Origin of the sequence: Corynebacterium sp. Marseille-P3884 (assembly GCF_017942225.1) — a bacterium.
Classification (GTDB): domain Bacteria; phylum Actinomycetota; class Actinomycetes; order Mycobacteriales; family Mycobacteriaceae; genus Corynebacterium.
This window is the reverse complement of the sequence record NZ_JAGKSD010000019.1, coordinates 1-22,472: the sequence shown is the minus strand read 5'-3', so window position 1 is coordinate 22,472 and position 22,472 is coordinate 1. Positions and strand designations below refer to the sequence as shown.

The 22,472-nt window shown below is 63.3% G+C and carries 23 protein-coding genes, 1 tRNA gene and 2 pseudogenes; 18 read left to right on the top strand and 8 right to left on the bottom strand.

Going from position 1 to position 22,472, the window contains the following annotated elements; translation table 11 throughout:
* Positions 1–92: 92 nt before the first annotated feature.
* From J5Y21_RS10390 to J5Y21_RS10370, 6 genes and pseudogenes are all read left to right on the top strand, one after another.
* Entirely contained in the window at positions 93–317 is a 225-nt protein-coding gene (locus J5Y21_RS10390; RefSeq protein WP_210575399.1) for a hypothetical protein, read from the top strand.
* 229 nt (positions 318–546) lie between these two features.
* Positions 547–3,699 carry an alkaline phosphatase gene (gene phoA / locus J5Y21_RS10385; protein WP_210575397.1) on the top strand — a complete coding sequence of 1,051 codons (3,153 nt, stop codon included), beginning with the start codon at positions 547–549 and terminating at the stop codon, positions 3,697–3,699.
* Positions 3,700–3,991: 292 nt separating this feature from the next.
* Positions 3,992–4,123, top strand: a pseudogene (locus J5Y21_RS11735) (IS256 family transposase); the annotation flags it as partial.
* 159 nt (positions 4,124–4,282) lie between these two features.
* On the top strand, positions 4,283–4,687 hold the full coding sequence (locus J5Y21_RS10380; protein ID WP_210575395.1) for a hypothetical protein: 405 nt from the start codon (positions 4,283–4,285) through the stop codon (positions 4,685–4,687).
* Positions 4,680–5,009, top strand: coding sequence for a transcriptional regulator (locus J5Y21_RS10375; protein WP_210575394.1), 330 nt, complete (start codon positions 4,680–4,682; stop codon positions 5,007–5,009). The genes J5Y21_RS10380 and J5Y21_RS10375 overlap by 8 nt, the downstream gene beginning before the upstream one ends.
* 125 nt (positions 5,010–5,134) lie before the next feature.
* Positions 5,135–5,341, top strand: a pseudogene (locus J5Y21_RS10370) (IS256 family transposase); the annotation flags it as partial.
* A gap of 135 nt (positions 5,342–5,476) precedes the next feature.
* Here the strand turns inward: J5Y21_RS10370 and J5Y21_RS10365 are convergent.
* Both J5Y21_RS10365 and J5Y21_RS10360 read right to left on the bottom strand, forming a co-directional pair.
* Positions 5,477–5,553 (bottom strand) — tRNA-Pro (locus J5Y21_RS10365).
* Positions 5,554–5,647: 94 nt separating this feature from the next.
* On the bottom strand, positions 5,648–6,562 hold the full coding sequence (locus tag J5Y21_RS10360) for a metallophosphoesterase (protein WP_210575392.1): 915 nt from the start codon (positions 6,560–6,562) through the stop codon (positions 5,648–5,650).
* A 41-nt stretch (positions 6,563–6,603) separates the two neighbouring features.
* On the opposite strand from J5Y21_RS10360, the gene J5Y21_RS10355 reads away from it, so the two are divergent.
* Positions 6,604–7,053, top strand: a complete 450-nt coding sequence (locus J5Y21_RS10355; RefSeq protein ID WP_210575390.1) for a GatB/YqeY domain-containing protein — start codon at positions 6,604–6,606, stop codon at positions 7,051–7,053.
* On the opposite strand, the gene J5Y21_RS10350 is transcribed toward J5Y21_RS10355, so the two are convergent.
* On the bottom strand, positions 7,050–9,443 hold the full coding sequence (locus J5Y21_RS10350) for a penicillin-binding protein (RefSeq protein ID WP_210575388.1): 2,394 nt from the start codon (positions 9,441–9,443) through the stop codon (positions 7,050–7,052). The genes J5Y21_RS10355 and J5Y21_RS10350 overlap by 4 nt on opposite strands.
* A gap of 293 nt (positions 9,444–9,736) precedes the next feature.
* Between J5Y21_RS10350 and J5Y21_RS10345 the strand changes: the two genes are divergently transcribed.
* The 5 genes from J5Y21_RS10345 (at position 9,737) to J5Y21_RS10325 (ending at position 11,992) form a co-directional block, all read left to right on the top strand.
* On the top strand, positions 9,737–9,988 hold the full coding sequence (locus J5Y21_RS10345) for a WhiB family transcriptional regulator (RefSeq protein ID WP_246875165.1): 252 nt from the start codon (positions 9,737–9,739) through the stop codon (positions 9,986–9,988).
* Between the two features lie 10 nt (positions 9,989–9,998).
* Positions 9,999–10,151 carry a DUF4177 domain-containing protein gene (locus J5Y21_RS10340; protein ID WP_087117007.1) on the top strand — a complete coding sequence of 51 codons (153 nt, stop codon included), beginning with the start codon at positions 9,999–10,001 and terminating at the stop codon, positions 10,149–10,151.
* Positions 10,151–10,627 (top strand): RidA family protein, encoded by a 477-nt coding sequence (locus tag J5Y21_RS10335; protein ID WP_210575383.1) that lies wholly within the window; start codon positions 10,151–10,153, stop codon positions 10,625–10,627. The genes J5Y21_RS10340 and J5Y21_RS10335 overlap by 1 nt, the downstream gene beginning before the upstream one ends.
* 53 nt (positions 10,628–10,680) lie before the next feature.
* A complete protein-coding gene (locus tag J5Y21_RS10330) occupies positions 10,681–11,493 on the top strand; it encodes an MBL fold metallo-hydrolase (RefSeq protein WP_210575381.1) in 813 nt (270 codons plus the stop codon).
* 67 nt (positions 11,494–11,560) lie between these two features.
* A complete protein-coding gene (locus tag J5Y21_RS10325; protein WP_210575372.1) occupies positions 11,561–11,992 on the top strand; it encodes a hypothetical protein in 432 nt (143 codons plus the stop codon).
* An 87-nt stretch (positions 11,993–12,079) separates the two neighbouring features.
* Here the strand turns inward: J5Y21_RS10325 and J5Y21_RS10320 are convergent, their stop codons facing one another.
* Entirely contained in the window at positions 12,080–13,147 is a 1,068-nt protein-coding gene (locus tag J5Y21_RS10320) for an HNH endonuclease signature motif containing protein (protein WP_210575370.1), read from the bottom strand.
* Between the two features lie 125 nt (positions 13,148–13,272).
* The gene (gene glxR, locus J5Y21_RS10315; RefSeq protein WP_210575364.1) at positions 13,273–13,956 is read right to left on the bottom strand and encodes a CRP-like cAMP-activated global transcriptional regulator GlxR; all 684 of its coding nucleotides are present in this window, start codon (positions 13,954–13,956) and stop codon (positions 13,273–13,275) included.
* Positions 13,957–14,192: 236 nt separating this feature from the next.
* On the opposite strand from glxR, the gene nth reads away from it, so the two are divergent.
* The 4 genes from nth to J5Y21_RS10295 are packed head-to-tail and all read left to right on the top strand — an operon-like array spanning position 14,193 to position 17,437.
* Positions 14,193–14,993 (top strand): endonuclease III, encoded by an 801-nt coding sequence (gene nth / locus J5Y21_RS10310; protein WP_210575361.1) that lies wholly within the window; start codon positions 14,193–14,195, stop codon positions 14,991–14,993.
* On the top strand, positions 14,990–15,538 hold the full coding sequence (locus tag J5Y21_RS10305; RefSeq protein ID WP_210575359.1) for a TlpA disulfide reductase family protein: 549 nt from the start codon (positions 14,990–14,992) through the stop codon (positions 15,536–15,538). The genes nth and J5Y21_RS10305 overlap by 4 nt, the downstream gene beginning before the upstream one ends.
* The gene (locus tag J5Y21_RS10300; protein WP_210575357.1) at positions 15,539–16,225 is read left to right on the top strand and encodes a CoA pyrophosphatase; all 687 of its coding nucleotides are present in this window, start codon (positions 15,539–15,541) and stop codon (positions 16,223–16,225) included. It begins immediately after the preceding gene.
* A gap of 27 nt (positions 16,226–16,252) precedes the next feature.
* Positions 16,253–17,437 carry a MarP family serine protease gene (locus J5Y21_RS10295; RefSeq protein WP_210575355.1) on the top strand — a complete coding sequence of 395 codons (1,185 nt, stop codon included), beginning with the start codon at positions 16,253–16,255 and terminating at the stop codon, positions 17,435–17,437.
* Here the strand turns inward: J5Y21_RS10295 and J5Y21_RS10290 are convergent.
* The 3 genes from J5Y21_RS10290 to J5Y21_RS10280 all read right to left on the bottom strand — a co-directional run bounded on the left by J5Y21_RS10290 (position 17,434) and on the right by J5Y21_RS10280 (position 19,880).
* Positions 17,434–18,333, bottom strand: coding sequence for an alpha/beta hydrolase (locus tag J5Y21_RS10290; protein ID WP_210575348.1), 900 nt, complete (start codon positions 18,331–18,333; stop codon positions 17,434–17,436). The genes J5Y21_RS10295 and J5Y21_RS10290 overlap by 4 nt on opposite strands.
* A 68-nt stretch (positions 18,334–18,401) precedes the next feature.
* Positions 18,402–18,962: a phage holin family protein gene (locus tag J5Y21_RS10285; protein WP_210575346.1), complete on the bottom strand. Its 561-nt coding sequence runs from the start codon at positions 18,960–18,962 to the stop codon at positions 18,402–18,404.
* Between the two features lie 78 nt (positions 18,963–19,040).
* Positions 19,041–19,880 carry an HAD family hydrolase gene (locus tag J5Y21_RS10280; RefSeq protein WP_210575344.1) on the bottom strand — a complete coding sequence of 280 codons (840 nt, stop codon included), beginning with the start codon at positions 19,878–19,880 and terminating at the stop codon, positions 19,041–19,043.
* Between the two features lie 309 nt (positions 19,881–20,189).
* Here J5Y21_RS10280 and ssd point away from each other — a divergent pair, with 309 nt between their 5' ends.
* A complete protein-coding gene (gene ssd / locus J5Y21_RS10275; protein ID WP_210575342.1) occupies positions 20,190–21,248 on the top strand; it encodes a septum site-determining protein Ssd in 1,059 nt (352 codons plus the stop codon).
* The gene (locus J5Y21_RS10270) at positions 21,241–22,470 is read left to right on the top strand and encodes a TadA family conjugal transfer-associated ATPase (protein ID WP_210575336.1); all 1,230 of its coding nucleotides are present in this window, start codon (positions 21,241–21,243) and stop codon (positions 22,468–22,470) included. The genes ssd and J5Y21_RS10270 overlap by 8 nt, the downstream gene beginning before the upstream one ends.
* The last annotated feature ends 2 nt before the right edge of the window (positions 22,471–22,472 follow it).

Below are 22,472 nucleotides of genomic sequence, written 5' to 3'. Positions count from 1 at the left end.
CGTTCTCCAGCGGTCGTGGCCGTCATGTAGGCTCCTGCGCTGTTCCCCGAAACTGGGAGAACAACTCACATAACTGAACAAAGGAGTCGCGCATGACCACGCTCAACGCCCGTCAGATCCTCGAGCGGGAAGGTCGCCCGCTTATCGCCGACCTGCTCGGGCCCGTCAACGGTTACCGCCATTCGCCCAATTCCGTGCGCCGTTGCTCGAAGTGCTACGACGAGATCATTCTCCACGGACGCTACGGATGGCTCCATTGTGAATCGCTCGAGCATGACTGCCTCGACGCGGAGAACACAGCTACCTGTGCGCGCTAGCCTCTCAAGACGGAGTTTCTGTGTTACTAGCGGGGCAGGAGCGACCTCCGTAATCACATGGTGCGGGGCTTAGGAAATTAGCAACCTATTGTTTCCTTGGAAGTCTTCTATCTGTATAGAAGCTGTGATTTAGTTCGCTTTTAGATGGGTGTTAATCCATCTGGTTCCTCATTTTCCCGCCACCGGCGCCATCCCGGAGCCGCAGCGATTACAGCGAACAGGAAACTTCATGCGCGCAGCAACATGGAAATCGGTGGCTGCGAGTCTGAGCGTTATCGCTCTGACCGCCGCCACAACCCCCACCACTCAAGCAGCAGTTGATCTTAATTACGAGGGCTACAACGGTGAGCCGTCGTGCATCTCCATTGACAGCAACGGCAACGTCAAGGCTCCGCAGCCGGGCGATTGCGCCCAGTTCGGCAAGGGCGGCCAGGGCCGCTCCGACGAAAAGGCAAAGAACGTCATCATGATCGTCGGCGACGGCATGGGACACCAGGAAATCACCGCGGCCCGCAACTACCTGCTCGGTGCCGGCGGCCGCTTCGACGGCCTGGACAACCTCACCGCCACCGGTGCCTACACCACCTTCGCCATCGACGAAGACGGCAAGAAGAGCTACGTCACCGACTCCGCGGCTTCCGCTACCGGTTGGGCGACCGGCACCAAGAGCTACAACGGCGCGCTCGGCGTCGACATCGCCAAGAAGCCGCACATCAACCTTCTCGAGATGGCAAAGAATGCCGGGATGCGCACCGGTAACGTGACCACCTCCGAGATTCAGGACGCTACCCCGGCAGCGCTGGGAGCCCACATCTCCCAGCGCGGCTACTACGCACCGTCTGGCGATTCGAAGCCGGTCAAGGGAGACGAAGCCCGTGAAAAGGGCGGCTTCGGCTCCATCTCCGAGCAGCTCATCGATACCCGCGCCGATGTCACCCTCGGCGGCGGCGCCAAGTACTTCGACACCAAGGTGATGGCGGACAGCGGCAACACCAACCCCTTCCTCGAAGGCGATGCAAAGTACGCCACCAAGTGGGAGAAGGGGAAGACCGTCGCCGAGAACGCCGAGGCGAACGGCTACAAGATCGTGCGCACCCGCGACGAACTCGCCGCAGTCAAAGAGGCCAACCAGGAACAGCCGGTTCTGGGTCTGTTCCACGACAAGAACATGACCCGCCGCTTCGAGTCCACCACACCGACCAAGGGTGGCGCGACCGCGGAGGCCACCAAGTGCAAGGAAGCCAACATCGGCAACGAGCCGGAGCTGGCGGACATGACCAAGAAGGCCATCGAGCTGCTGGACAATCCGAACGAGGAGAAGGGCTTCTTCCTGCAGGTCGAGTCCGCATCCATCGACAAGGCCGACCACGCCGCAGACGCCTGTGGCTTCATCGGCGAACTCAAGCGCCTCGAGGACGCCGTTGCCGCCGCCGTGGACTTTGCTAAGAAGGACGGCGACACGCTGGTCGTCGTTACCGCCGATCACGCCCACACCGCGCAGATCGTGCCCGACGGCAAGGATTCTCCGGCTGTGACCACCCGCCTGCACACCCACGACGACACCAACATGTCCGTCGCGTTCGGCACCGTGCCTGTCGCTCAGGTTGAGTCGGGCGACTTCTCCATGCAGCACACCGGTTCCCAGGTCCGCATCGCCGCGTACGGCCCGGCGTCCGAGAACGTCTTCGGCCAGATCGACCAGACCGATGCTTTCTACGTCATGGCCAACGCGCTCGGCCTCGGCGACTGGAAGGTGAACACAGCTCCGGTCGTGCGTGACTTCACCGCCCGCAACGCCGCCAACGGCGACCTTTGCTACCAGCTCGAAGCCGGTAAGGCTCCGCAGGTGGGCGACTGCGCGAAGTTCGGTAAGACTGGCCAGGGCCTCGACAATAGCAAGGCGAAGAACGTCGTGATCATGCTTGCCGACGGCACCGCCGACGCCGACATCACCGCCGCCCGCAACTACCTGCACGGCGCCAGCGGCCGTTTCGAGGCTGTGGACAACCTCGAATACACCGGCTACCACACCACGTACTCCCTGGATAAGGAGACCGGTAAGCCGGACTACGTCACCGACTCCGCAGCATCCGGTTCCTCCCTCTACTCCGGTATCAAGACCTACAACGGTGCCCTCGGCATCGACAATAACGGCAAGCCGGTTCCGACCATGGCTGAGCTTGCAAAGGCAGCTGGCATGAAGGTCGGCAACGTCTCCACCGCGGAAATTCAGGACGCCACCCCGGCGGCCTTCGCTGTTCACGCACTCGACCGTGCGGACTACGCACCGTCTGGCGACAAGAAAGTGGCGCAAGATGCACAGCGCCGCGAAAACGGTGGTCTCGGATCCATCTCCGAGCAGCTTGTCGACGTCCGTGCTGACGTCACCCTCGGCGGCGGTGCCCGCTACTTCGACACTGAGGTCATGGTCGACGGTAAGAACGGCGAAACCACCTGGACCAAGGGTAAGACCGTCCTTGACAACGCCCGCGACAACGGCTTCGAGATCGTCACCGACGCTAACGGCCTCGACGCAGTGCAGAACACCGACAAGCCTGTGCTCGGATTGTTCTCCCCGAGCCACATGCCGCGCATCTACAAGGAGACCGTTCCGACCGAGGACGGTGCGATGAAGGATGCTCAGCGCTGCGAGGCTAATCCGGAGTACACCGACCAGATCCCGACGCTGGCGGCCATGACCCGCAAGTCCCTCGAGCTGCTGCAGAACGATAAGGGCTTCGTCCTCCACGTTGAGGCTGCTTCCCCGGACAAGGCCAGCCACGGCGCTGACGCTTGCGGCATGATCGGCGAGATCCGCCAGTGGGACGAGTCCATCAAGGTCGTCCAGGACTGGGTTGAAGAGACCGGTGAGTCGACCCTGATCATCGCCACCGCCGACCACGCCCAAACCCCGATGATCACCTACAACAACAAACCGACCGCCGGCCTGACCACCAAGCTGAAGACCGCAGACGGCGCCGACATGTCCCTGGTGTACTCCACCGCGAAGTCCAACGACCCGAAGGACGCTCTCGGCGGCCAGCAGCACACCGGTGCACAGGTCCGCGTCGCCGCATCCGGCCCGGGTGCCGCTAACTTCACCGGCCAGATCGACGAGACCGACATCTTCTTCGCTGCGATGAATGCTGTTGGTGTGGACACTGAGCAGGACATCGACCTGACTTCGCCGTGGGCGGATGACACTCAGGAGACCCCGGATAACTCTGGTTCCACCGATGGGTCGGCCAAGAACGCCGGTTCTTCTATCGGCATCCTCTTCGGCATCATCGTTGCACTGCTGGGTGCGGCTGCCGTGCTGAGCCCGCTCTTCCCGCAGGCACGCGAGATGTTTGAGAACGCCCGCAAGAACCTGCCGTTCTAAAACCGGGTGAGTTGCTCTCCCGTAATCTCTACGGGCACGAGTCGTAAAACAGCTCCCCGCTGGTCGGACTGTGAAAACAGTCACCGACTGGCGGGGAGCAGTTCTTTTCTGAGGGAGGGAGTGTTTGGGCGGGGTTAAGGGTCAAAAAGTGTGTCTGGGATCGGGGATTTTTAGGTTCTGACCTGTAGGGTAGCGTGAAATATATGCTTTGGGAGCATATATCTGGCCTCAACACGGTAAACCCCCGGTGTGGCTGCCAGTCTGTGGTAGTAGGCGGTGGTGTGGTGGCTCAATGCCAAAGAACCGACCACACTGCTACTGCGGCGGTGATACCAAACGCAATGGAACAACCAGCAAACGCACTACCCGATGGCGATGGAAGGCCTGTGGAGCCTCAGTCAATAAAAGTCGGCCAGATGTCACAGTAGCGGACCACCAGCCCCGTTAGACCCCATGCGTAGCTATATCCCCACTATGCACAGTCCTTCACTTGCATACTTTGCAAGCATTATACTTGCATGTACAGCAAGTGTTACACTTGCCTTAGTTGCAAGCCAGTGAAGTTGACGTTAGGGGAAGAATAATGAGCGACGACCTTAAGATCATTCACGACGTTCAAGAACGCACCACGTGGACGCAGAGCTGGTGGGCGGTGGCGATAGTGGCGCTTGGCGTCGGCGGCGGTCTCGCGCTAACCAAGCTGTCATGGTGGTACGGCCTCGCGGTTCTTGTACCGACGTTCGTTCTGGGCTATCTCCTCAAGGATAAGATTGCAAACCCATTCGTGCGCCTCGATCCAAATATGGGTCCGAGCAACGATCGCGCAACCTGGTCACGAGTATTGCTACCCGGTGCAATGATCATGTCTACAGCACCGACACCGGATTCGTGGCCGTGGATGATTGTCTGCGGCGTCGTTGTCTCTACGGCGACGGGATGGATGTTGTATGAGAACCGCAACGCCGCCGTAAAGGGCGTCAATGTCTAAGGATCCTTCACTACGCCCAGCAAAGCTGGATCCGGTCATCCACCCCATCAACCGGCTTAAAATTTGTGCCACGCTGTTCCATTCAGGCGCAACCGGCGGCAGGCAGATGAAATACGCCGTGCTTGCAGAGCTCACCGAGCTTCCTGCCGATACGCTTTCCAAGCAGTTGAAACATCTTGAGGACAGCGGCTATATCAGCCGCACCCGCGAATATGGCTCCACGCGCGCGAAAGACGCCGTCTGGGTCGCGTTGACCCAGACTGGAACAGAAGCCTATGCACAGCACGTTGCGGCGCTTAAAGCCATGACAGAGGGCTCATAGATTGCGCAGCTACTGCGTAATGTGCTGCCACAACTGCGGAAAGTCGAGGTAGCCGTCACTCCCCAGGAAGTGCCCACCGTTCTCAATGGTAGTGAGCGGAGCCGAGAAAACATCGGCAAGCGTGATGGCTGTATCTAAAAACAGAACTGCCCGACGATCCCGTAGAAATCGCCAGACAGTACAACTGAGGCCAGGACCAACTCGCCAAAGTACAAACCCTGACCCACAACGAGAACCAAGCCGACCACGAAACAGGACGACCAGCCCTCTACGACAACGCTATCGACACCGACTACACCCACTCAATCTGCATCCAGAAAGGCCAAATCTAACCCCCATGCGACACGCCGAGCCAGACACACATTTTGTCGTTTAACCCTTTGGGCGCGACTCCGGAGCTACCTTGAGCCGTGCCTCGGCAAAAAGAAAAAGAAGCCGCTGAAAATCAACGACTTCTTTCTTGGTGTTGGTCGGGATAACAGGATTTGAACCTGCGACCTCTTCGTCCCGAACGAAGCGCGCTACCAAGCTGCGCCATATCCCGGTGCACTTATTGAGTACCCGGGCTACTTTAGTCCACGCCCCCGCAAGCTCCAAAACGCCTGTTGGGCAGGGCTATGGCGCGCTTAACCGGCCGGCTAGTCCTCGCGGGGAGTGAGCGTCAGCAGCGCGGCGGACGGCCGGCAGAAAATACGCACGGGCGCGAATTTAGAGGTGCCGAGACCGTTGGAAACCTCGAGCCACATGTCGCCGTAGCGGTGGAGGCCGGAGGCGCGTTCGCGGTCGATATCGGCGTTGGTCACGAGGGCTCGTTCGCCGGGCAGGCAGATCTGTCCGCCGTGGGTGTGGCCGGCCAAGACCAGGCTGTAGCCGTCGGTGGCGAATCGGTCGAGGACGCGGCGGTAGGGCGCGTGGGTGACGCCCAAAGCGAGGTCGGCGTCCGGGTTGGGTGCACCGGCGACGGAGTCGTAGTCGTCGAGGTCGTGGTGGGCGTCATCGGTGCCGGTGACAGCGAGGCGCAGCCCGCCGGCTTTGAATTCGAGGCGCTGGTGGGTGGCGTCACGCCAGCCGTGCTCGATGAAGGCGGCGCGCATGCCTTTCCATGGCAGGTCGACGTAGCTGGGTTCGCGTTTCTGGTCGAGCAGGTATTTCAGCGGGTTGACCAGGCGCGGTGCCCAGTAGTCGTTGGTGCCGAATACGAAGACACCGGGGCGCGAAAGCAGCGGGCCCAATGCGGCAAGCACGTCGGGGACGGCGCGGGCGTCGGACAGGTTGTCGCCGGTGTTGACCACGAGGTCGGGGTTGAGTGCGTCGAGGGCGGACACCCACGCGATCTTGGTCTTTTGGCCGGGGATCATGTGCAGGTCGGCGACGTGGAGGATGGTGAAGGGGTCAGTACCTGCGGGGAGGATCGGCAGTTCGTACTGCTTGAGCCGGAATTTGGTGAGCTCGCTGACGCCGTATGCGAAGGTCGCGGCGCCGAGGGCGAGGCCAGTTGCGGCGGCGAGTCCGACGCGCCGCAGCACGGTGCGGGTTGAGTGCTTTGTGGTCATTGCTCCGAGGGTACCGCCCCTGTCGCGCTACGCTCGTGGACATGAGTGATTTGAAGAATCAGATTCGTGCTGACTTGAAAGAAGCAATGAAGTCGAAGGAGAAGGAGCGTACGGGCACGATCCGTATGCTGCTCGCTGCGATCCAGACGGAGGAGACGGAGGGCACGAAGCACGAGCTGACGGATGAGGAGGTGCTGAAGGTCGTGGCGCGCGAGATCAAGAAGCGTCGCGAGTCTGCTGAGGTGTACGCGGAAAACGGTCGCCAGGAGCTCGCGGACGCGGAGCTTGCAGAGGTTGCGGTCCTCGAGGGGTACCAGCCAAAGCAGCTTGACGACGCTGAACTTGCCGAGCTTATCGACGACGCCATTTCCCAGACCGGCGCCACCTCTATGAAGGAAATGGGTCAGGTCATGAAGCTCGCCACGGAGAAGGCCGCCGGCCGTGCCGACGGCAAGCGTCTTTCTGCCGCGGTGAAAGAGCGCCTCTCCTAGCGGAAGAGGTTCGCCAACTCGTCGGCGAGCTGTCCCAGATCGACTTCTTCGGGGGCGGGCTCTTTTTCCGCCTCGGCTGCTGGGGAAGTGGGGGAGGCAGAAGGGGTGCTGGGGGTCGTCGATACGCGTTTTTTGGAACCGTCGGAAACGACGAGCGTGATGGTCGAACCTGGCCCTGCGTCCTCGGCCGAGCGGGTGTCCACGACCTGGTCGCGAGGCGCATCCGTGTCCGACTTCGTCGTCTCGCGGACCCGGAACCCGGCGTCCTCGAGCATCTTCCGCGCATCGTCCTTATTCATTCCCACTGCGCGCTTGAGCAACTCGTCGCGCGCCTTCGGGTCGAACAGCGGGCTCGGATCCGGAAGCCCCGCATCCTGCGCACCCGGAATCTGGTTCGCCATCCGGAACCACGAATGCGCCGCCTCCTGGCCACCGAACAGCGACCCGCTCGAGCATTGGCGCACAGGGCCCGTGCACAGCGGGGTGGTCTGCGTGCCATCGTTATAGATATACGTCGCGGCCGCGACCTTCTTGTTGAACCCGAGGAACGCTGACGACTGGTGCGACTCCGTCGTGCCCGTCTTCGCTGCGACTGCGCCGCGCCAGCCTGTTGCAGCCGCGGCCTTCTTCGCGGTGCCCGATACAGCGTCTTCTGCCATGCCTCCCGCGAGTCCGGCCGCGAGCTCCGGCTCCACCGCCTGCTCGCAATCCGGGCGGTCGATAGCGACCTCGTCGCCGTAACGGTCCACGACGCTCTTGATCGGATTCGGCTCGCACCACATGCCTTCGGAGGCAAGCGTGGCCGCCACGTTGGAGAGCTCCAGCGGATTCACCGCCGTCGGGCCCAGCGTGAACGAACCGAGGTTGTTCTGGCGGAAGTAGTCCGCGATCGAATTCTCTCCGTCGAATGTGCCCTGGTCCTCGTACGAACGCAGGCCGAGGCGCACAGCCATATCGACGGTCGGCTCCACACCTACGCTCTCGATCAGCTTCACGAACGGGGTGTTCGGCGACTTCGCCAACGCGTCCCGCAGTGTCATCTCGTCCGGGTACTTGCCGGCGTTTTCCACGCAGTACGCCCCCGCCGGGCAATTGCGCGCGCCGCCTTCGCCCATGCCGTAGACCACCGCGCGGTCCGGCACCTCGAGCTTGGACTCCAAGTTGTAGCCGTTCTCCAGCGCTGCCGCGGCCGCGAAAATCTTGAACACTGAGCCGGCGCCGTTGCCCACCAACGTCGACGTCTGAGGCAGGACCGTTTGGCTTTCGTCCTGGTCGAGGCCGTAATCGCGTGACGATGTCATCGCCAAGATATCGTGGCTTTCCTTGCCCGGCTGTACCACGTTGATGACCTCCGCCACGCCCGGCTGTCCCTTGTTCACGGCGCTCGTCGCGGCTTCGTGGGCGATCTCCTGGACCTCGGGGTCGAGCGTCGTCGTGATGGTGTAGCCGCCGCGCTCGATTTCCTCCATGCTCAGACCTTTGTCCGTGAGGTAGCGCAGCGCGTAGTCGCAGAGGAAGCCCGCGCCACCTGCGGTGATGCAGCCGTGGGGTAGGAGCGCCGGCTCGTCGAGCACGCCGAGTGGCTCGCTCGCGTATTTATCCGCGTCGGCCTGGCTGAGGTAGCCCGACCCCACCATCGCCTGGAGCACTGTGTTGCGGCGTTCTTTCGCGCCGTCCGGATTCGTGTACGGATTCAGCATTTCCGACGACTGCAGCATGCCGACCAGCAGCGCCGACTGCGGCACCGTCAGCTTTGCGGCCGACGTGTCGAAGTACGTGCGCGCCGCCGCCTCAATGCCGTACGAGTGGTTGCCGAAAGACACCAGATTCAAATACCGCGCCAGAATCTCCTCTTTGGACAGCTGCTTGTCTAGGTCCGAGGCCATGCGCATTTCGCGCAGCTTGCGTGGAATTGACTGCTCCACGGCCGCCGACTGCTCTTCCGTCGTGTCGGCGTTGACGAGCAACAGGTAGTTCTTCACGTACTGCTGGTCGATCGTGGACGCGCCTTCCTCCACGCCGCCAGCGAGAACATTTTTCACCATTGCGCGGGCGAAGCCTTGCATATCGACGCCGTCGTGCTCGTAGAACCGACGGTCCTCAATAGCGACCAAGGCATCTTTCGCGGACTGGGAGATCTCGTCGGGCTCCACCTCGTAGCGCCGTTGCGCGTACATCCACGCTATCGCGTCGCCGTTGGTGTCGGTGATCGTCGTGACACCGGGTGCGGTGCCGTCGGTGAGGTCGGCGAGATTGGACTGCATCGTGTCGTCGACACGCGTTACTGCAGCCCCGCCGATTCCCGCCGCGGGGGCAAGGCAGAGCGCGATGCCGAGGCCCGCCGCTAACAGGCCGACGAGCAGTTTTCCCAGGGAACTTAGCGCAGACACCTCACTTACACTACGGCCTTTAGTCCGTCAGCGGAATCACCACCTACCCCCACGTGTGTGATCTATTCGACAAAAAACTGCGCGCGTGAATACACTTACATAGGGACAGCATGGTGATAGCAGCCCTGCTGATAACGCATAGGTATAACGGCCGGAAGGAGACTGTGGTGACCACTACGATCAGAAACCGCGCACTGGAAAATGCAAGCTCTGCCCTACGACTTGGGCAGCAAGTACGACAGCGCTCCTCCGTAGACTCCGAGAGGTCCTTCGAACGTGGCGAGTGGGTCACCATGGCGGTCTGCCGCTCCGGCGACCCCGACGCACTCTTCGTCCGCGGTGCCGAGCAGCGCAAAGCCGCAGCGATCTGCCGCAGCTGCCCCGTCCAGATGGAATGTCGTGCTGACGCCCTCGACAACAAGGTCGAATTCGGCGTGTGGGGAGGCTTGACTGAACGTCAGCGCCGCGCCGTCCTGCGCAAGAACCCCCACGTCACTGATTGGGCAGAGCACTTGGCGGAGGGGCGCGAGATTATCGGCCTGTAGGGTGGTGCCCATGAAGAAATGGGAATACGCAACAGTTCCGTTGCTCACGCACGCAACAAAGCAGATCCTGGATACCTGGGGTGAAGACGGCTGGGAGCTCGTCGCTGTCACTCCCGGCCCGAACCCGGAGAATGTCGTCGCCTACATGAAGCGGGAGCTCTAATGGCTGCGGCGTCGACGTCGCCGAGCGAGCGCCTCGCTGAACTGGGCATCGAGCTCCCAGCGGTCGCGGCGCCCGTCGCCGCGTACGTCCCCGCGACTCGAGTGGGCAACCAGGTGTGGACCTCCGGCCAGCTTCCGTTCGTCGACGGCGAACTGCCCGCCACCGGCAAGGTCGGCGCGGACGTCGATCCCGATGACGCGTACGGTCTCGCACGCACCGCGCTGCTGAACGCGTTGGCTGCTGTGGATGATCTTGTCGGCATCGACAAGATTGAACGGGTAGTCAAAGTTGTGGGGTACGTGGCGTCGGAGGTCGGGTTCGCGGGACAACCGGGCGTCGTCAATGGCGCTTCCGACCTTGTCGGCGAGATCTTCGGCGACGCGGGCGTCCACGTGCGTAGCGCAGTCGGCGTCGCCGTCCTCCCGCTCGACGCCCCAGTTGAAGTCGAGCTCATCGTCGAGGTCGCGGGCGCCTAAACGCCCTCGCCGCCGAATTACACATCCTGCCTATTGACGGTAGGGTTGAAGGCATGCAGCATCCTGCCTACAGCCAACTGCGTCCTGTCACTCCCTCCGCCGCTGTCGTGCTGGCTCCCAATCCCAGCTACGCCGCACTGGAAGGCACGAACTCCTGGGTCATCCGCGACCCGGAAGACGAATTCAGCATCGTCATCGATCCGGGCCCGGAGGATGAAGGCCACCTCAATGTTCTGCAGTCCGCCGCAGACAAGGTGGCGCTGGTGCTGTTGACGCACCGCCACCACGACCACGCGGACGGTGCCCAGCGCTTCCGCCAGCTCACCGGCGTTGAGGTTCGCGCGTTCGACGAGCGCTATTGCATCGGCGGCGAGCCGCTCGAAGACGGCGAGATCATCTCTGTCGATGGTGTCACTCCCCGCATCAAGGTCGTGCACACTCCAGGCCACACGCGCGATTCGGTGTCGTTCTACATCTACTCGGGCGACCCGGAGTCGTCGGAGCTTGAAGGCATCGTCACTGGTGACACGATCGCCGGCCGACACACCACGATGATTTCCGAGACCGATGGTGACCTCGGCGCATACCTGGAGTCGCTGGCCAAGCTCGAAGAAGAGGGTACGGGCATCACGTTGCTGCCGGGCCACGGTCCGGAGGGCGCAGATCTCTCCGAGTTCGCGCGCAAGTACATCGACCGCCGTAACTACCGCCTCGATCAGATCCGCAAGGTGCGCGAAGAGCGCGGAACGGATCTAAGCATCAACGAGCTTGTCGACGCAATGTATGACGACGTCGACCCCGTCCTCCGCGGCGCCGCTGAGCAGTCCACCCGCGTCGCACTGCGTTACCTCGACGGCAAGAACTAAGCCGCATACCCCACGACGGGCCCCTTTTCCCAAGGGGCCCGTTTTCGCTTTTGTATATACTTCCTGCATGGAACACTATGACGATCCGGAACTGAGCTTTTCGGAGGTATCCGTTCCGCCGCGCTTGCGCGACTACGGGATACTCAAGTGGCCGACGATCGAGTTCGCAGTTGTCTTCTTCCTCGCTGTCGCCTCTGCTGTCGATATGTCGGAGACCGGTACTGATGCTGGTTTCGCCGCAGTTTTCATGTACATTCCGGCGATCGTGTTAATCACGATCTGGTGGCTTGTCTTCCTGCCCCTCTTGAACGTCAAGGTCAACAATTTCAGGTGGGACATCTTCCTCGCAGTCCTCATCTTTGACGTGGCCCTCGTGTGCATTCTCGTAGAGAGTTATTGGCTTATTGTCACGCCATGCGCGCTGCTTGTCGTTGTGGCCGTGATGGTGCGCAGGTTCATCGCGTTCAGAAAGTGGAAGAAAGGGGAGACCTTCGACTAGGAATCGTTTTTTGGGCGTGCGGAAGTGGCCGTGGACATGCCTGATTCACGCGATGAGCGTGGTCAGATCTTGTCTGCGGCCTTTTCGCTATTTCCCGAACAGTAGGTGCATGGCACCGTATTGGTGTGTCCGGTTTGGTACTGGTGTTCCGCGCGGTGAAACCCATGTTGGTGTCCCATCGCGCATCTGTATTCGGCCCCTGTTGTGCCTGTCGGGGTCATCGTCGTTGGTGCGGTTGTGGTACCTGCACAACACCGACAGGTTGTTCATGTTCGTCTGTCCACCGCGGGCCCAGGGTTCGATGTGGTGGACCTCGCAGTTATCGGCAGCATGCCGGCAATCTGGTACTGGACACGTCGTTAGTGTTGCTCGGGCGAGGTCGCGTTGTTTCTTATTGGCGAACCGTTTCGTGTTGTACAGGTTCACCGGGCCTGCCTGTGGGTGGAACAGTGCTACCTCGAGGTCCTTGGAGTGATGGTGCATCAGATACTCCGCACCCGTCATCGTGGTGCCGTCAGACAGGCCCAGGATGGTGTCATTGCCCTGGCCGCCGAGGATCGAGATGTAATCCGGCAGCGGGATCTGGACCAGTGGGCGTGGGACAGCATCAGCGACAGCACCGTCGTTGTGGAGTAGGTCGTGGAATGCCTCGTACATCTGCGGGCCCTCAGGACGGGTGGCGTCGAGTTTTTGGCGCAGGGCGTACTCAAGAGCGGCGATATCCCGCGCATCACCGGTAGCACTGAAGGTGCGCTTGCCTTTCCGGGGCTTACCGAACCGGACCGCCGACTCAGGAGCAGGAGTATCTGGCTCAGGGACGATGTCTTTGGCGCGGCGTTTCAACGTCTCGTAATTCCCGCGCACCGACAGCAACGCCAGGCGGATTGTCCACTTTTCTTTTTCGGTGTCCAAGGGGCGGACTCGTTGTTCGATGAGCACCAATTGATCCAGTGACTTCGCAGTCTGGCGGGCGACACGAACAGCATTAGCCTGCTGGCGGGAAAACCGAGTCTTTCCGTAATAGACCTCGTAGACGCCTTTCCAATCGGCAACGCGGGTGGGGTTGGCGCCGGCGTCGACAAGCTGCTGGGCGTCGAAGCTCCCCAGCAGGTCGATGGCATTGCCCGCGCCCACATGCGCCGCGAATTGGTTCATGGCACAAACGTTAAACGCCCCGCAACCTATCGTCTACGAAACGATGTCTACTTCAGTAGACATCGCCCAAACGGGCAGGTCACAGGGCGTGAAAAAGGGGCGAAAACGCGAGCAGGCGGCGTCGATTAGCGTGCGCGGCGCGCGAGGTGCTCGGTGTCGACGATGACGACGGACTTGCCCTCAAGGCGAATCCAGCCGCGCTGGGCGAAGGTGGCGAGGGCCTTGTTCACGGTCTCGCGGGAAGCGCCGACGAGCTGGGCGATCTCTTCCTGGGTGAGGTCGTGGTTGACGCGGAGGCCGCTGCCTTCCTGGATGCCGAAGCGGTTCGCGAGCTGCAGGAGGGTCTTGGCGACGCGGCCGGGGACGTCGGTGAAGATGAGGTCGGCGAGCGACGCGTTGGTGCGACGCAGGCGTCGCGCGAGGACGCGGAGGAGCTGCTGGGAGATCTCCGGGTGATCGTTGATCCACGTGCGGAGCATCTCGGAGTCCATGGTGGCGGCTTTGATCTCGGTGACGCACACGGCGGACGAGGTGCGGGGGCCCGGGTCGAAGATGGACAGTTCGCCGAACATATCGGAGGGGCCCATGACGGACAGGAGATTCTCGCGGCCGTCGGGGGCGTGGCGGGCGAGCTTCACTTTGCCTTCGATGATGATGTAGAGGGTGTCGCCGGGCTCACCTTCGTCGAAGATGGTGGTGCCGCGGGGGAACGACTCCGTCTGCATCTGTGAGATCAGGTTGACCACTGCATCGGGGTCTACTCCCTGGAAGATCCCGGCGCGGGACAGTGTTTCCTGCACGCTTTGCATCGAAGCTCCTTGTAATTTTTGGTCCGTGTGGAGTTGGTCACCGGAATCTCAGCTCGCGGTCCATGTCACAATGGTCCACCCTAGCATCTTGCTGTGCGCTGTTCGGCGTTGTTAGGCGTCGGTGTGGACGACGGCGATTTCGAGGCGTTCCATGCCGACGAGGAAGACGGCGAGGAATGCGGGTGCGAGTAGCGCGAGGAGAGTGCTCAACATATGTGCCCAGTATAGTGAACGCCATGTCTGCTTCTGCTTCGAGGACGCCGCAGCGGTTTCGTCGGCCGGGTTCGCATCCGGCGGCAAAGGGTGCGGAGACGGACTTGGGGCGTACGCGTCGCGCGCGGAGGATCAATCGGACGTTAGCGGCCATGTTCCCGGATGCGCATGCTGAGCTGGATTTTTCGACGCCGCTCGAGTTGCTTATGGCGACGATGTTGAGTGCGCAGACGACGGATGTGCGGGTCAACAGTGTCACGCCCGAGCTTTTTGCACGCTTTACGACGGCCGCGGCCTACGCCGCGGCTGACCCCGCCGAACTGGAGAGCATCATTAAGCCGGTCGGGTTTTACCGTGCGAAGGCGGGGCATTTAAAGGGGATCGGGGAGAAGCTGGTGGCCGAGTTCGGCGGCGAGGTGCCAGTGGCGATCGAGGACCTTGTGAAATTGCCTGGTGTGGGCCGGAAGACGGCACACGTGGTGCGGGGCAATGCGTTCGGGTTGCCGGGCTTGACGGTGGACACGCACTTTCAGCGGTTGGTGCACCGGTTGGGGCTGACGGACGAGAAGGATCCGGTGGCGATTGAGAAGGCGATCGGGGAGATGATTGAGAAGCGGGAGTGGACGATGTTCTCGCACCGGATCATTTTCTGCGGTCGCCGGGTGTGCCATGCGCGGAAGGCTGCGTGCGGGGCGTGCCCGTTGGCGTATGACTGTCCGTCGTTCGGCCAGGCGGGACCGATCGAGTGGACCGAGGCGGAGAAGCTGGAGACGGGCACAGAGCGCGACCACATCCTCTCGATGGTGGGGGAGAGCCGCGAGTGAAAAAGCAGGTCTGGCTGAGCGTTGTGGTGCTGGCGGCAGTGACGGCACTCGTGGTGGTGGCAGTGGTGTCGTTGTTGCGACCTGCGGACGAGCCGGCGGAAGAGGCCGTGGGAGAACAAGAGATTCCGGCTCGCCCGGACTGCCCAGGCGGGAGCGTCGGCTCGGTAGATCTGCCGTGTCTCGGGGGAGGGGACAGCGGGGACACCGCACAGGAGATCACGGTCGCGAATGTGTGGGCGTGGTGGTGCGAGCCGTGCAGGGAAGAGCTGCCGGCACTCGAGGAATTCGCGAAGGAGCACCCGGAATACACGGTGGTGGGGGTGCATGCGGACACGAATGCGGCGAACGGGGCAGCGCTGCTGAACGATCTCGGTATCGACCTGCCGAGCTACCAGGACAGTGAGAGTGCTTTCGCGGGGCAGTTGGGGTTGCCGGGGGTCGTTCCGGTGACAGTCGTCTTCCGGGGAGAGGAGAAGGTGGGGGTCGTGGGGAGGGCTTTGTCGTCGTCAAGCGAAATTGCGGAAGCTGTCGAGGAGGTGCTGTAGATGGCGCAGTGGCTGGATGGGCTGGCTGGCGTGCTGTCGGCGCCGGGCAACGCGAAGCTGGTGAACAAGATGCAGGGGCACATGCGACTGGCGTCGCGGAAACCGCGCCGGTCGGCGGTGCTGATGTGTTTCACGGGCGACGCGCAGGCGCGGGAGCTGCCGCAAGACGCACGGATTCTGCTGACGCACCGCACCCCGACGCTGCGAAATCACTCGGGCCAAATGGCCTTTCCCGGCGGACGCCTGGAACCGGACGACGCAGGCCCCGTCGATGCCGCGCTGCGTGAAGCGCACGAGGAAACGGGCCTGGAACCGTCGCGCGTGGAGACGCTGGCCGTGCTCGAATCCATCGCCGTCGGCCCGTCGGGCCACCCGGTGAATCCGGTGCTCGCGTATGCGGAGGACCCAGGCGACGTGTGGTGCGCCAGCCCCGAGGAAAATGATGACGTCTTCTTCGTGGACCTAGAGCAGCTGATCGACCCGGACAACCGCTTCCGCGTCGCGCGACTGGGCTGGTCGGGGCCCGCTTTCGACGTGGGCGGCTACGTCGTGTGGGGGTTCACGGCGTCGCTGCTCGCAGTGATGATCCGCGAAGCGGGCTGGGAAGAGCCCTGGGAGCACAAGGACGCCGTGGATCTGCGGAAGGCGCTGCGTGCGTCGCGCAACGGCGAGGGACATGGGTTTTAGCGCGCCCGGCGCGTAGGGTGGCTCCCCATGACCGCTCTCATCGTCGACCTCGTGCTCGTTGTGCTCTTTGGCGCGGCGCTCGCGGGCGGTCTGCGGCAGGGGGCGTTTTCGTCGGCGTTCGCGGTTCTCGGCGTTGTGGCGGGGCTCGTGGTGGGCCTGGGGGCGGCAGGCCTGTTGGTGCGCGTGTCTGATGTGGCGAGCATGCGCGTGCTGCTCCTTCTCGCCACGGTCGTCACGTTCGTTGGCGTCGGCAATATTGTCGGCGCGACGGTGGGCGCGGCGCTGCGCGACAGGTTGCGCTCGAAGTCGACGCAGGCGTGGGATTCGGCTCTGGGGGCGCTGTTGCAGCTCATCATGGCGGTCGTGGTGGCGTGGGTCGTGGCGGTTCCTGTCGCGGCGAACGTCGGCGGGCCGCTGGGTAGCGCGGTCCGAGGTTCGCGCATCCTCGGCGCGATCGACAGCGTTGTGCCCGAGTGGGGTAATAAGGCGCCGGAGCACATTGCACGGCTTATCGACGTCACCGGCCTTCCCCCCTTGGTTTCTCCCTTCCACGGAGGCGGCGCGGAGGTGGAGGCTCCGGACCCTGCGAGCATCGACGAGGGCGTCGTGGAGGAGGTGCGCTCCAGCATCGTGCACGTGGTGGGGGATGCGGAGAGCTGCCGGCGCAGGTTGTCGGGGTCGGGATTCGTGTCGGCGCCGGATTATGTGGTGACGAACGCGCACGTCGTCGCCGGCACCGAGACCGTGGAGTTGGACACGGTGCTGGGGCTCAAGCGCGCGACAGTGGTCCTGTACGACCCAGAGGTGGACATCGCGGTGCTGCACGTTCCTGACCTGGGGCTCGAGCCACTGCGGTCGTCGCCGGGCACAGCGAAAAGCGGCGACGACGCGATGGTCATGGGCTTTCCCGGCAATGGCCCGTTCACGGTTTCGCCGGTGCGCGTGCGCGAGCGGCTCAATATTTCGGGGCCGAATATCTACGCGACAGGCCGCACCGAGCGTGAGGCGTTCACGCTGCGCGGCAGCATCCGCCAAGGTAATTCGGGCGGGCCGCTGCTTTCTCCGGCGGGGGAGGTCCTCGGCGTGGTGTTCGGCACGGCCGTCGACGGCCATGAGACGGGATATGCGCTCACGGTCCGCCAGATGGAGCTGGTCGTGGGGGAGTATGAGGGGCTGACGGAGCCCGTCGATACGCAGGCGTGTGTGTCTTAGGGCAAGAATGTGGCGAGTGCAGCCACGAAACCCTGTGGGTTCTCCACGTGCGGCACGTTTTTCGTCCCCGCGACAGTGTCGGTGGTAGGCGGGGTTGCCAGGCGTTTTGCAGCCCGGGTGTCGATGCGCGCCCAGACGGACTGGCGGGGGTGGAGGAGGAGAGTGGGGGCGTCGATAAGCGTGCGCGTTTGGCGTGAGGCGGTGAGCATGCGCGTGTTGCGGACGATGCCGCGCAGGGCGTTGTCGATGCGCGCGGCGCGGATACGCAGCTGTAGCGCGTCTTCGAATTCGGATGTGCCTGCGAAACCTGGGGCTGTGTTGAGCGTCAATTCGCGGCGCCACACCCGCGGGAGGAGTCCGGCGCAGGCGTGGTGCACCCCGATCGGCAGACGCCCCACAGTCACGCGGACCAGCATGAACATCAATTCCCACGGCCGGGCACGCAGATGCGCGCGCATGTCGCCCGGGTGCGCCGCGGAGACGGATACGAGGCTGGCCGTGCGTTCCGGGTACATGCCCGCGAACACCCAGGCGATCGCGCCGCCCGTGTCGTGGCCGACGATGTGTGCGCGGTCGTGGCCTAGCGCCGTGATCGCCCCCGCGATATCGCCTGCCGCGATGCGCGTCGGGTCGCCCGCTCGAGCTGGAGGTTTGTCCGACATGCCGTAACCGCGCATGTCCATCGCCGCCACGCGGAAACCGCGCTCGGCGAGCGGTGCGATGACGCGGCGGAAATCCACCCATGCGCCGAACGTCCCGTGAACGAGCACGATAAGGGGGTCGCGCGGATCACCTGCTACCGCCGCATGCAAGCGGATGCCGCGCGTGTGTAGCCAGACGTGCTCGTACGGTCCGTCGAGGGCGATCGTCTTCGGGGAAACCGGCTGGGAATTCATGGTTCATGAAAAAGCGCCCGGGACGCGTTGTCCTGGGCGCTTGCCATGCACGCGGTCGTGCGCGGCGTTTAGTTGACCTTCGTGGATCCGCCCGCGGTGCGCGGGACGGTGGAGCCGGTGCCGTAGGAGGTGTAGAGCTCCGAGGTGTCCTTTTCCAGGTTCTTCTGTGCCTGGCCCGGGACGAGGTTCTTCAGCTCGTTGACGGAGTTGATGGTCTTTTCCGGCTTGCTCATGGCCTTGAAGCGCTTCACACCGATCAGGGCGAGGATGCCCGCGGTGATGATCATGATCAAAAAGACGATGCCGAAGCCCCAGGCGTCATTCGTCCACAGGGCAATCAGCTTGGCCAGGAAGAAGAAAAAGAAGAAGGACGAAAATGCCGCCACGACACCTGCGGCAACGAGCATGCCGGAGCCGATCGCGGCCTTCTTTGCTTCGCCGACGATCTCGGTCTTGGCCAGTTCGATTTCGCTGCGGACCAGGCTGGAAACCTGCTCGGTCGCATTGGACACCAAGGTGCCCAGGGAGTCGCTTCCCGGCTGGGTCACGTCTGTGTCGCGGAGCGGGATGGAATCGACCTTGGCTTTATAGCTCGTCGACCCGCTGGTGTACAGACCCTTGTCGCTCATTTCTGAAACCTTCCTCAGTGCGCAGGGTGCGCAGCTTAATCGTCAGTTGTACCGGATCTTATAGTAACGCACAGCACATTATGAGGAGGAGTCCCCGCGGCCGCGCTGCGCCAACCAAATGCCGAAGGCGGTCAGGGCGGTCACCGTGACCACGACACCAGCACCGATGCCGATCTCCTTCGCGCCGGGCGGGTCGAAGAGAGGCTCGGGGTTTTTGAATACACGTGTGTCCCAGCCATGTTCGGCGGCGTGCTTTTTCAAGCCGCGTTCAGGGTTGACGGCGACGGGGTGGCCGACGAGGGAGAGCATGGGGACGTCGGTAAGCGAATCTGAGTACGCGTAGCTCGCCGCAAGGTCGTAGCCTTGCTTTTCGACGAGCTCCCGCATCGCCTCCGCTTTTTGTTCCCCTTTGAGGTAGCGCGTGATTTCTCCGGTGAGTTTGCCGTCGACGACTTCGATCTCGGTGGCGACAACCCGGTCGATGCCCAGCTCCTGCGCAATGGGCTCCACCAGAAGCGACGCTGACGCCGACAGGATGACGATGTCGTGGCCACGGTCGCGGTGCCATTCGATAAGTTCGCGCGCCTCGCTGTAGATGGCGGGGGTGACCACTGTGTTCATGGTCTCGGCGACGACGCGCCGCACGTCGGCGACGGGCCACCCGGCGACCATGTCGGCGAGGCGGTCGCGCGTGGCGTCCATCTTGGAGCTCGACTGCCCGTTGAGCATGTACGACGTTTTTGTGAGGAAGAGCTCGAGCGCGTCGGTGCGCGTGATCATGCCGTTGTCGAAGAACCCGCGGCCAAATGCGAATGCGGACGAGGTGGCGATGATCGTTTTGTCCAGGTCGAAAAACGCCGCGACGCGCCCGGAATCTGCCCCGGGCGATACGCGGTGTTTGGCACCTGAATCTGTCATGGGGATAGTCTACGCCCCAGCACATGTGCCCGGTCGAAGAATAGTTCGATCATCGCCGAGTCGTCATTGTGTTTGGTTGTGCCCGTATGCCATAATTATCCGCGCACGGCCCCGATATACAGTGCGGCCGGCCCCGGCCCTACCCCCCCTTGTGGCCGGGTAACGGCGGCCCGCGCGCACCCCCCCCCGATAGCGCGGGCCGCCCCTATTTCCACAGTATTTTGGTGACGTGTCCCGCTAAACCGGGGTTATCCACAGGGTTGCCGCCTGTCCCTTGAGCAGGTGTGTGCGCTGGGCGAAGGTGAAGCCATGACCAGCGAAACAGCACCTATTCTCATTGCCGTCGATGACGCTTTGCTGCACCCTGAAGCCACGCACCTCGCGGCAGCGACAGGCCGCCCGATCATTGATTCGCGGGGCCCGGACGACCTCGTGCGCCATTATTCGCGCGCATTCGCCGTGCTTATCGACGTCGCCCGCGCCCCCGACCTCGACCCCCTTCCCCCGCGCTCTGGTGTTTTCCTCCTGCGCGGCGACACTGATCCCGATGCCGGCGCTGATTCGAATGCGTTCATTCTTCCCGCGCAGGCGGCCGATCTGCTCAAGGCGTTGGGGAGGCTCGCGCTGGCCACGAAGGATGAAAAGCACGGGGCAGCAGCACCCCAGTCGCGGTCAAGCGCGGGCACGGTCTTGTCGTTCGTGGGCGCCGCTGGCGGTGTTGGAACGTCCACGTTCGCGGCGGCGGTAGCCCGGGCGGCATCGCAGGACGCAGACCCAGTGGTGGTGGATGCCCACCGTTATTCCGGCGGGCTCGATCTGCTGCTGGGCGTGGAGGAAGAGATCGGTGCGCGGTGGGGTGAGATCGAGATCGGGGAGGGGTCCGTCGACCGGGCGCAGCTCCGCCGGGCGCTACCCCGAACCAGGGACGGGATCGCGGTGCTCACCTGCGCACGGACGACGGTGCCTGCCGCAGCCGCGAAGAGTCTGCGTGCGGAAGTGGACCGCGTGACCACGGTCCTAGGCGCCGGCGGACTCACAGTGGTGGACGCGCCACCGGACGCGCTTCCGAACCGGTGCGACCACACCTTCGTCATTGTGCCTGGGGAAGTGCGGGCAGCTGCGGCAGCGGCGCTGATCAGCGCGGAGTGCCGTGCGGCGAATACCCCGGTGTCGCTGGTGCTGCGGCACCGCGGCTGGTCGGGGTTGAGCGCGCAGGAAGTCGAGCGGGTGGCTGGCGCGGACGTGGTCGCGGAAGTCAAGCACCTGCCACGGCTGGTGCGCACGTGCGAAGTCGACGGGTTGCCAGTGCGTTTGCCTTCTCCGCTGGCCGCCGCGGCGGAAAAGGTGCTGGAGGCCGCCAATGGATAAGGCATCGATCGTGATGAAGGTGCAGCGCCGCCTCGCAGAAGACCCGGCGCAGAATTCCCCGGCGGAGCTCGCGGCACTGATCCGCGAAGAAGCGGTGGTGATCAGCGACCTCGACGTTTTGGACATTATGAGGGCACTGCGGGATGAGACGGTCGGGATCGGCCCGCTCGAGCAGGTGCTGGCCCAAGACGGGGTCACGGATATCTGCGTCAACGGCCCCGACGACATCTTCTTCGACCGCGGCCGCGGACTAGAACGCGCCAGCCTCACGCTCAGTGGAGAAGCGGAGGTCAGGCGTTTGGCGACACGGCTCGCTAGCAGTTGCGGCTGCCGTCTCGACGATGCGCGTCCCTTCGCCGACGGCCACATTTCGCGTGACGACGGCACTGTTCTACGTTTCCACGCCGTCCTTTCCCCCACCGCGAACTGCGGGACCTGCATGTCGTTGCGCGTGCTCCGGAATAAGACAGCCACTTTGGACCAGATTCAGGCTTCGGGAGGAGTGGACGGGGAAAGGGCGGGGGTGCTTAAGGGGATCGTCGATAAGCGGAAAGCTTTTCTCGTTGTCGGCGGAACCGGAACGGGCAAGACGACGCTGCTCGCGGCGATGCTGGCGGAGGTCGCGGCGCACGAGCGCATCGTGGCGATCGAGGACACCGTCGAGCTCACGCCCGCGCACCCGCACGTGGTGAATCTGACCTCGCGCGGCGCGAATGCGGAGGGTGCGGGCGAGATCACCATCGCTGACCTGCTGCGGCAGTCGCTGCGCATGCGCCCCGACAGGATTGTGGTGGGGGAGATCCGTGGCGCCGAGGTCGTCGACCTGCTCGCGGCGCTCAATACCGGGCACGACGGCGGCGCGGGCACCGTCCACGCGAATTCGATCGAGGAAGTTCCCGCACGCTTGGAAGCGCTCGCGGTGCTCGGCGGCCTCGGTCGTGAGGCGCTGCACTCGCAGCTAGCCGCCGCCGTCGATGTCGTCGTGGTGATGCGTCGTGGCTCCGACGGGGTGCGGCGCGTCCACCAGATCGGCGTGCTGGACGGCAACCCCGTGGTCCCGCGTGTGGTGTGGGATGCCGACACTGGCCCGGGCGACGGCTCCTCAGCGAGATCGGCCTCGCACCCGTCTCCCCTCCCTTCCCCCTCTCCTCTCTTCTTCCTTCTTCTTCTTTCCCAAACCCACCCCCCCAGATCACAACTCCCCTACGCAATAAATCTATAATT

Bases quoted from the DNA above. Each gene is read 5' to 3' on its own strand.
- J5Y21_RS10390 (WP_210575399.1), top strand. From the start codon at position 93: ATGACCACGCTCAACGCCCGTCAGATCCTCGAGCGGGAAGGTCGCCCG.
- phoA (WP_210575397.1), top strand. From the start codon at position 547: ATGCGCGCAGCAACATGGAAATCGGTGGCTGCGAGTCTGAGCGTTATC.
- J5Y21_RS10380 (WP_210575395.1), top strand. From the start codon at position 4,283: ATGAGCGACGACCTTAAGATCATTCACGACGTTCAAGAACGCACCACG.
- J5Y21_RS10375 (WP_210575394.1), top strand. From the start codon at position 4,680: ATGTCTAAGGATCCTTCACTACGCCCAGCAAAGCTGGATCCGGTCATC.
- J5Y21_RS10360 (WP_210575392.1), bottom strand. From the start codon at position 6,562: ATGACCACAAAGCACTCAACCCGCACCGTGCTGCGGCGCGTCGGACTC.
- J5Y21_RS10355 (WP_210575390.1), top strand. From the start codon at position 6,604: ATGAGTGATTTGAAGAATCAGATTCGTGCTGACTTGAAAGAAGCAATG.
- J5Y21_RS10345 (WP_246875165.1), top strand. From the start codon at position 9,737: ATGGCGGTCTGCCGCTCCGGCGACCCCGACGCACTCTTCGTCCGCGGT.
- J5Y21_RS10340 (WP_087117007.1), top strand. From the start codon at position 9,999: ATGAAGAAATGGGAATACGCAACAGTTCCGTTGCTCACGCACGCAACA.
- J5Y21_RS10335 (WP_210575383.1), top strand. From the start codon at position 10,151: ATGGCTGCGGCGTCGACGTCGCCGAGCGAGCGCCTCGCTGAACTGGGC.
- J5Y21_RS10330 (WP_210575381.1), top strand. From the start codon at position 10,681: ATGCAGCATCCTGCCTACAGCCAACTGCGTCCTGTCACTCCCTCCGCC.
- J5Y21_RS10325 (WP_210575372.1), top strand. From the start codon at position 11,561: ATGGAACACTATGACGATCCGGAACTGAGCTTTTCGGAGGTATCCGTT.
- J5Y21_RS10320 (WP_210575370.1), bottom strand. From the start codon at position 13,147: ATGAACCAATTCGCGGCGCATGTGGGCGCGGGCAATGCCATCGACCTG.
- glxR (WP_210575364.1), bottom strand. From the start codon at position 13,956: ATGCAAAGCGTGCAGGAAACACTGTCCCGCGCCGGGATCTTCCAGGGA.
- nth (WP_210575361.1), top strand. From the start codon at position 14,193: ATGTCTGCTTCTGCTTCGAGGACGCCGCAGCGGTTTCGTCGGCCGGGT.
- J5Y21_RS10300 (WP_210575357.1), top strand. From the start codon at position 15,539: ATGGCGCAGTGGCTGGATGGGCTGGCTGGCGTGCTGTCGGCGCCGGGC.
- J5Y21_RS10295 (WP_210575355.1), top strand. From the start codon at position 16,253: ATGACCGCTCTCATCGTCGACCTCGTGCTCGTTGTGCTCTTTGGCGCG.
- J5Y21_RS10290 (WP_210575348.1), bottom strand. From the start codon at position 18,333: ATGAATTCCCAGCCGGTTTCCCCGAAGACGATCGCCCTCGACGGACCG.
- J5Y21_RS10285 (WP_210575346.1), bottom strand. From the start codon at position 18,962: ATGAGCGACAAGGGTCTGTACACCAGCGGGTCGACGAGCTATAAAGCC.
- J5Y21_RS10280 (WP_210575344.1), bottom strand. From the start codon at position 19,880: ATGACAGATTCAGGTGCCAAACACCGCGTATCGCCCGGGGCAGATTCC.
- ssd (WP_210575342.1), top strand. From the start codon at position 20,190: ATGACCAGCGAAACAGCACCTATTCTCATTGCCGTCGATGACGCTTTG.
- J5Y21_RS10270 (WP_210575336.1), top strand. From the start codon at position 21,241: ATGGATAAGGCATCGATCGTGATGAAGGTGCAGCGCCGCCTCGCAGAA.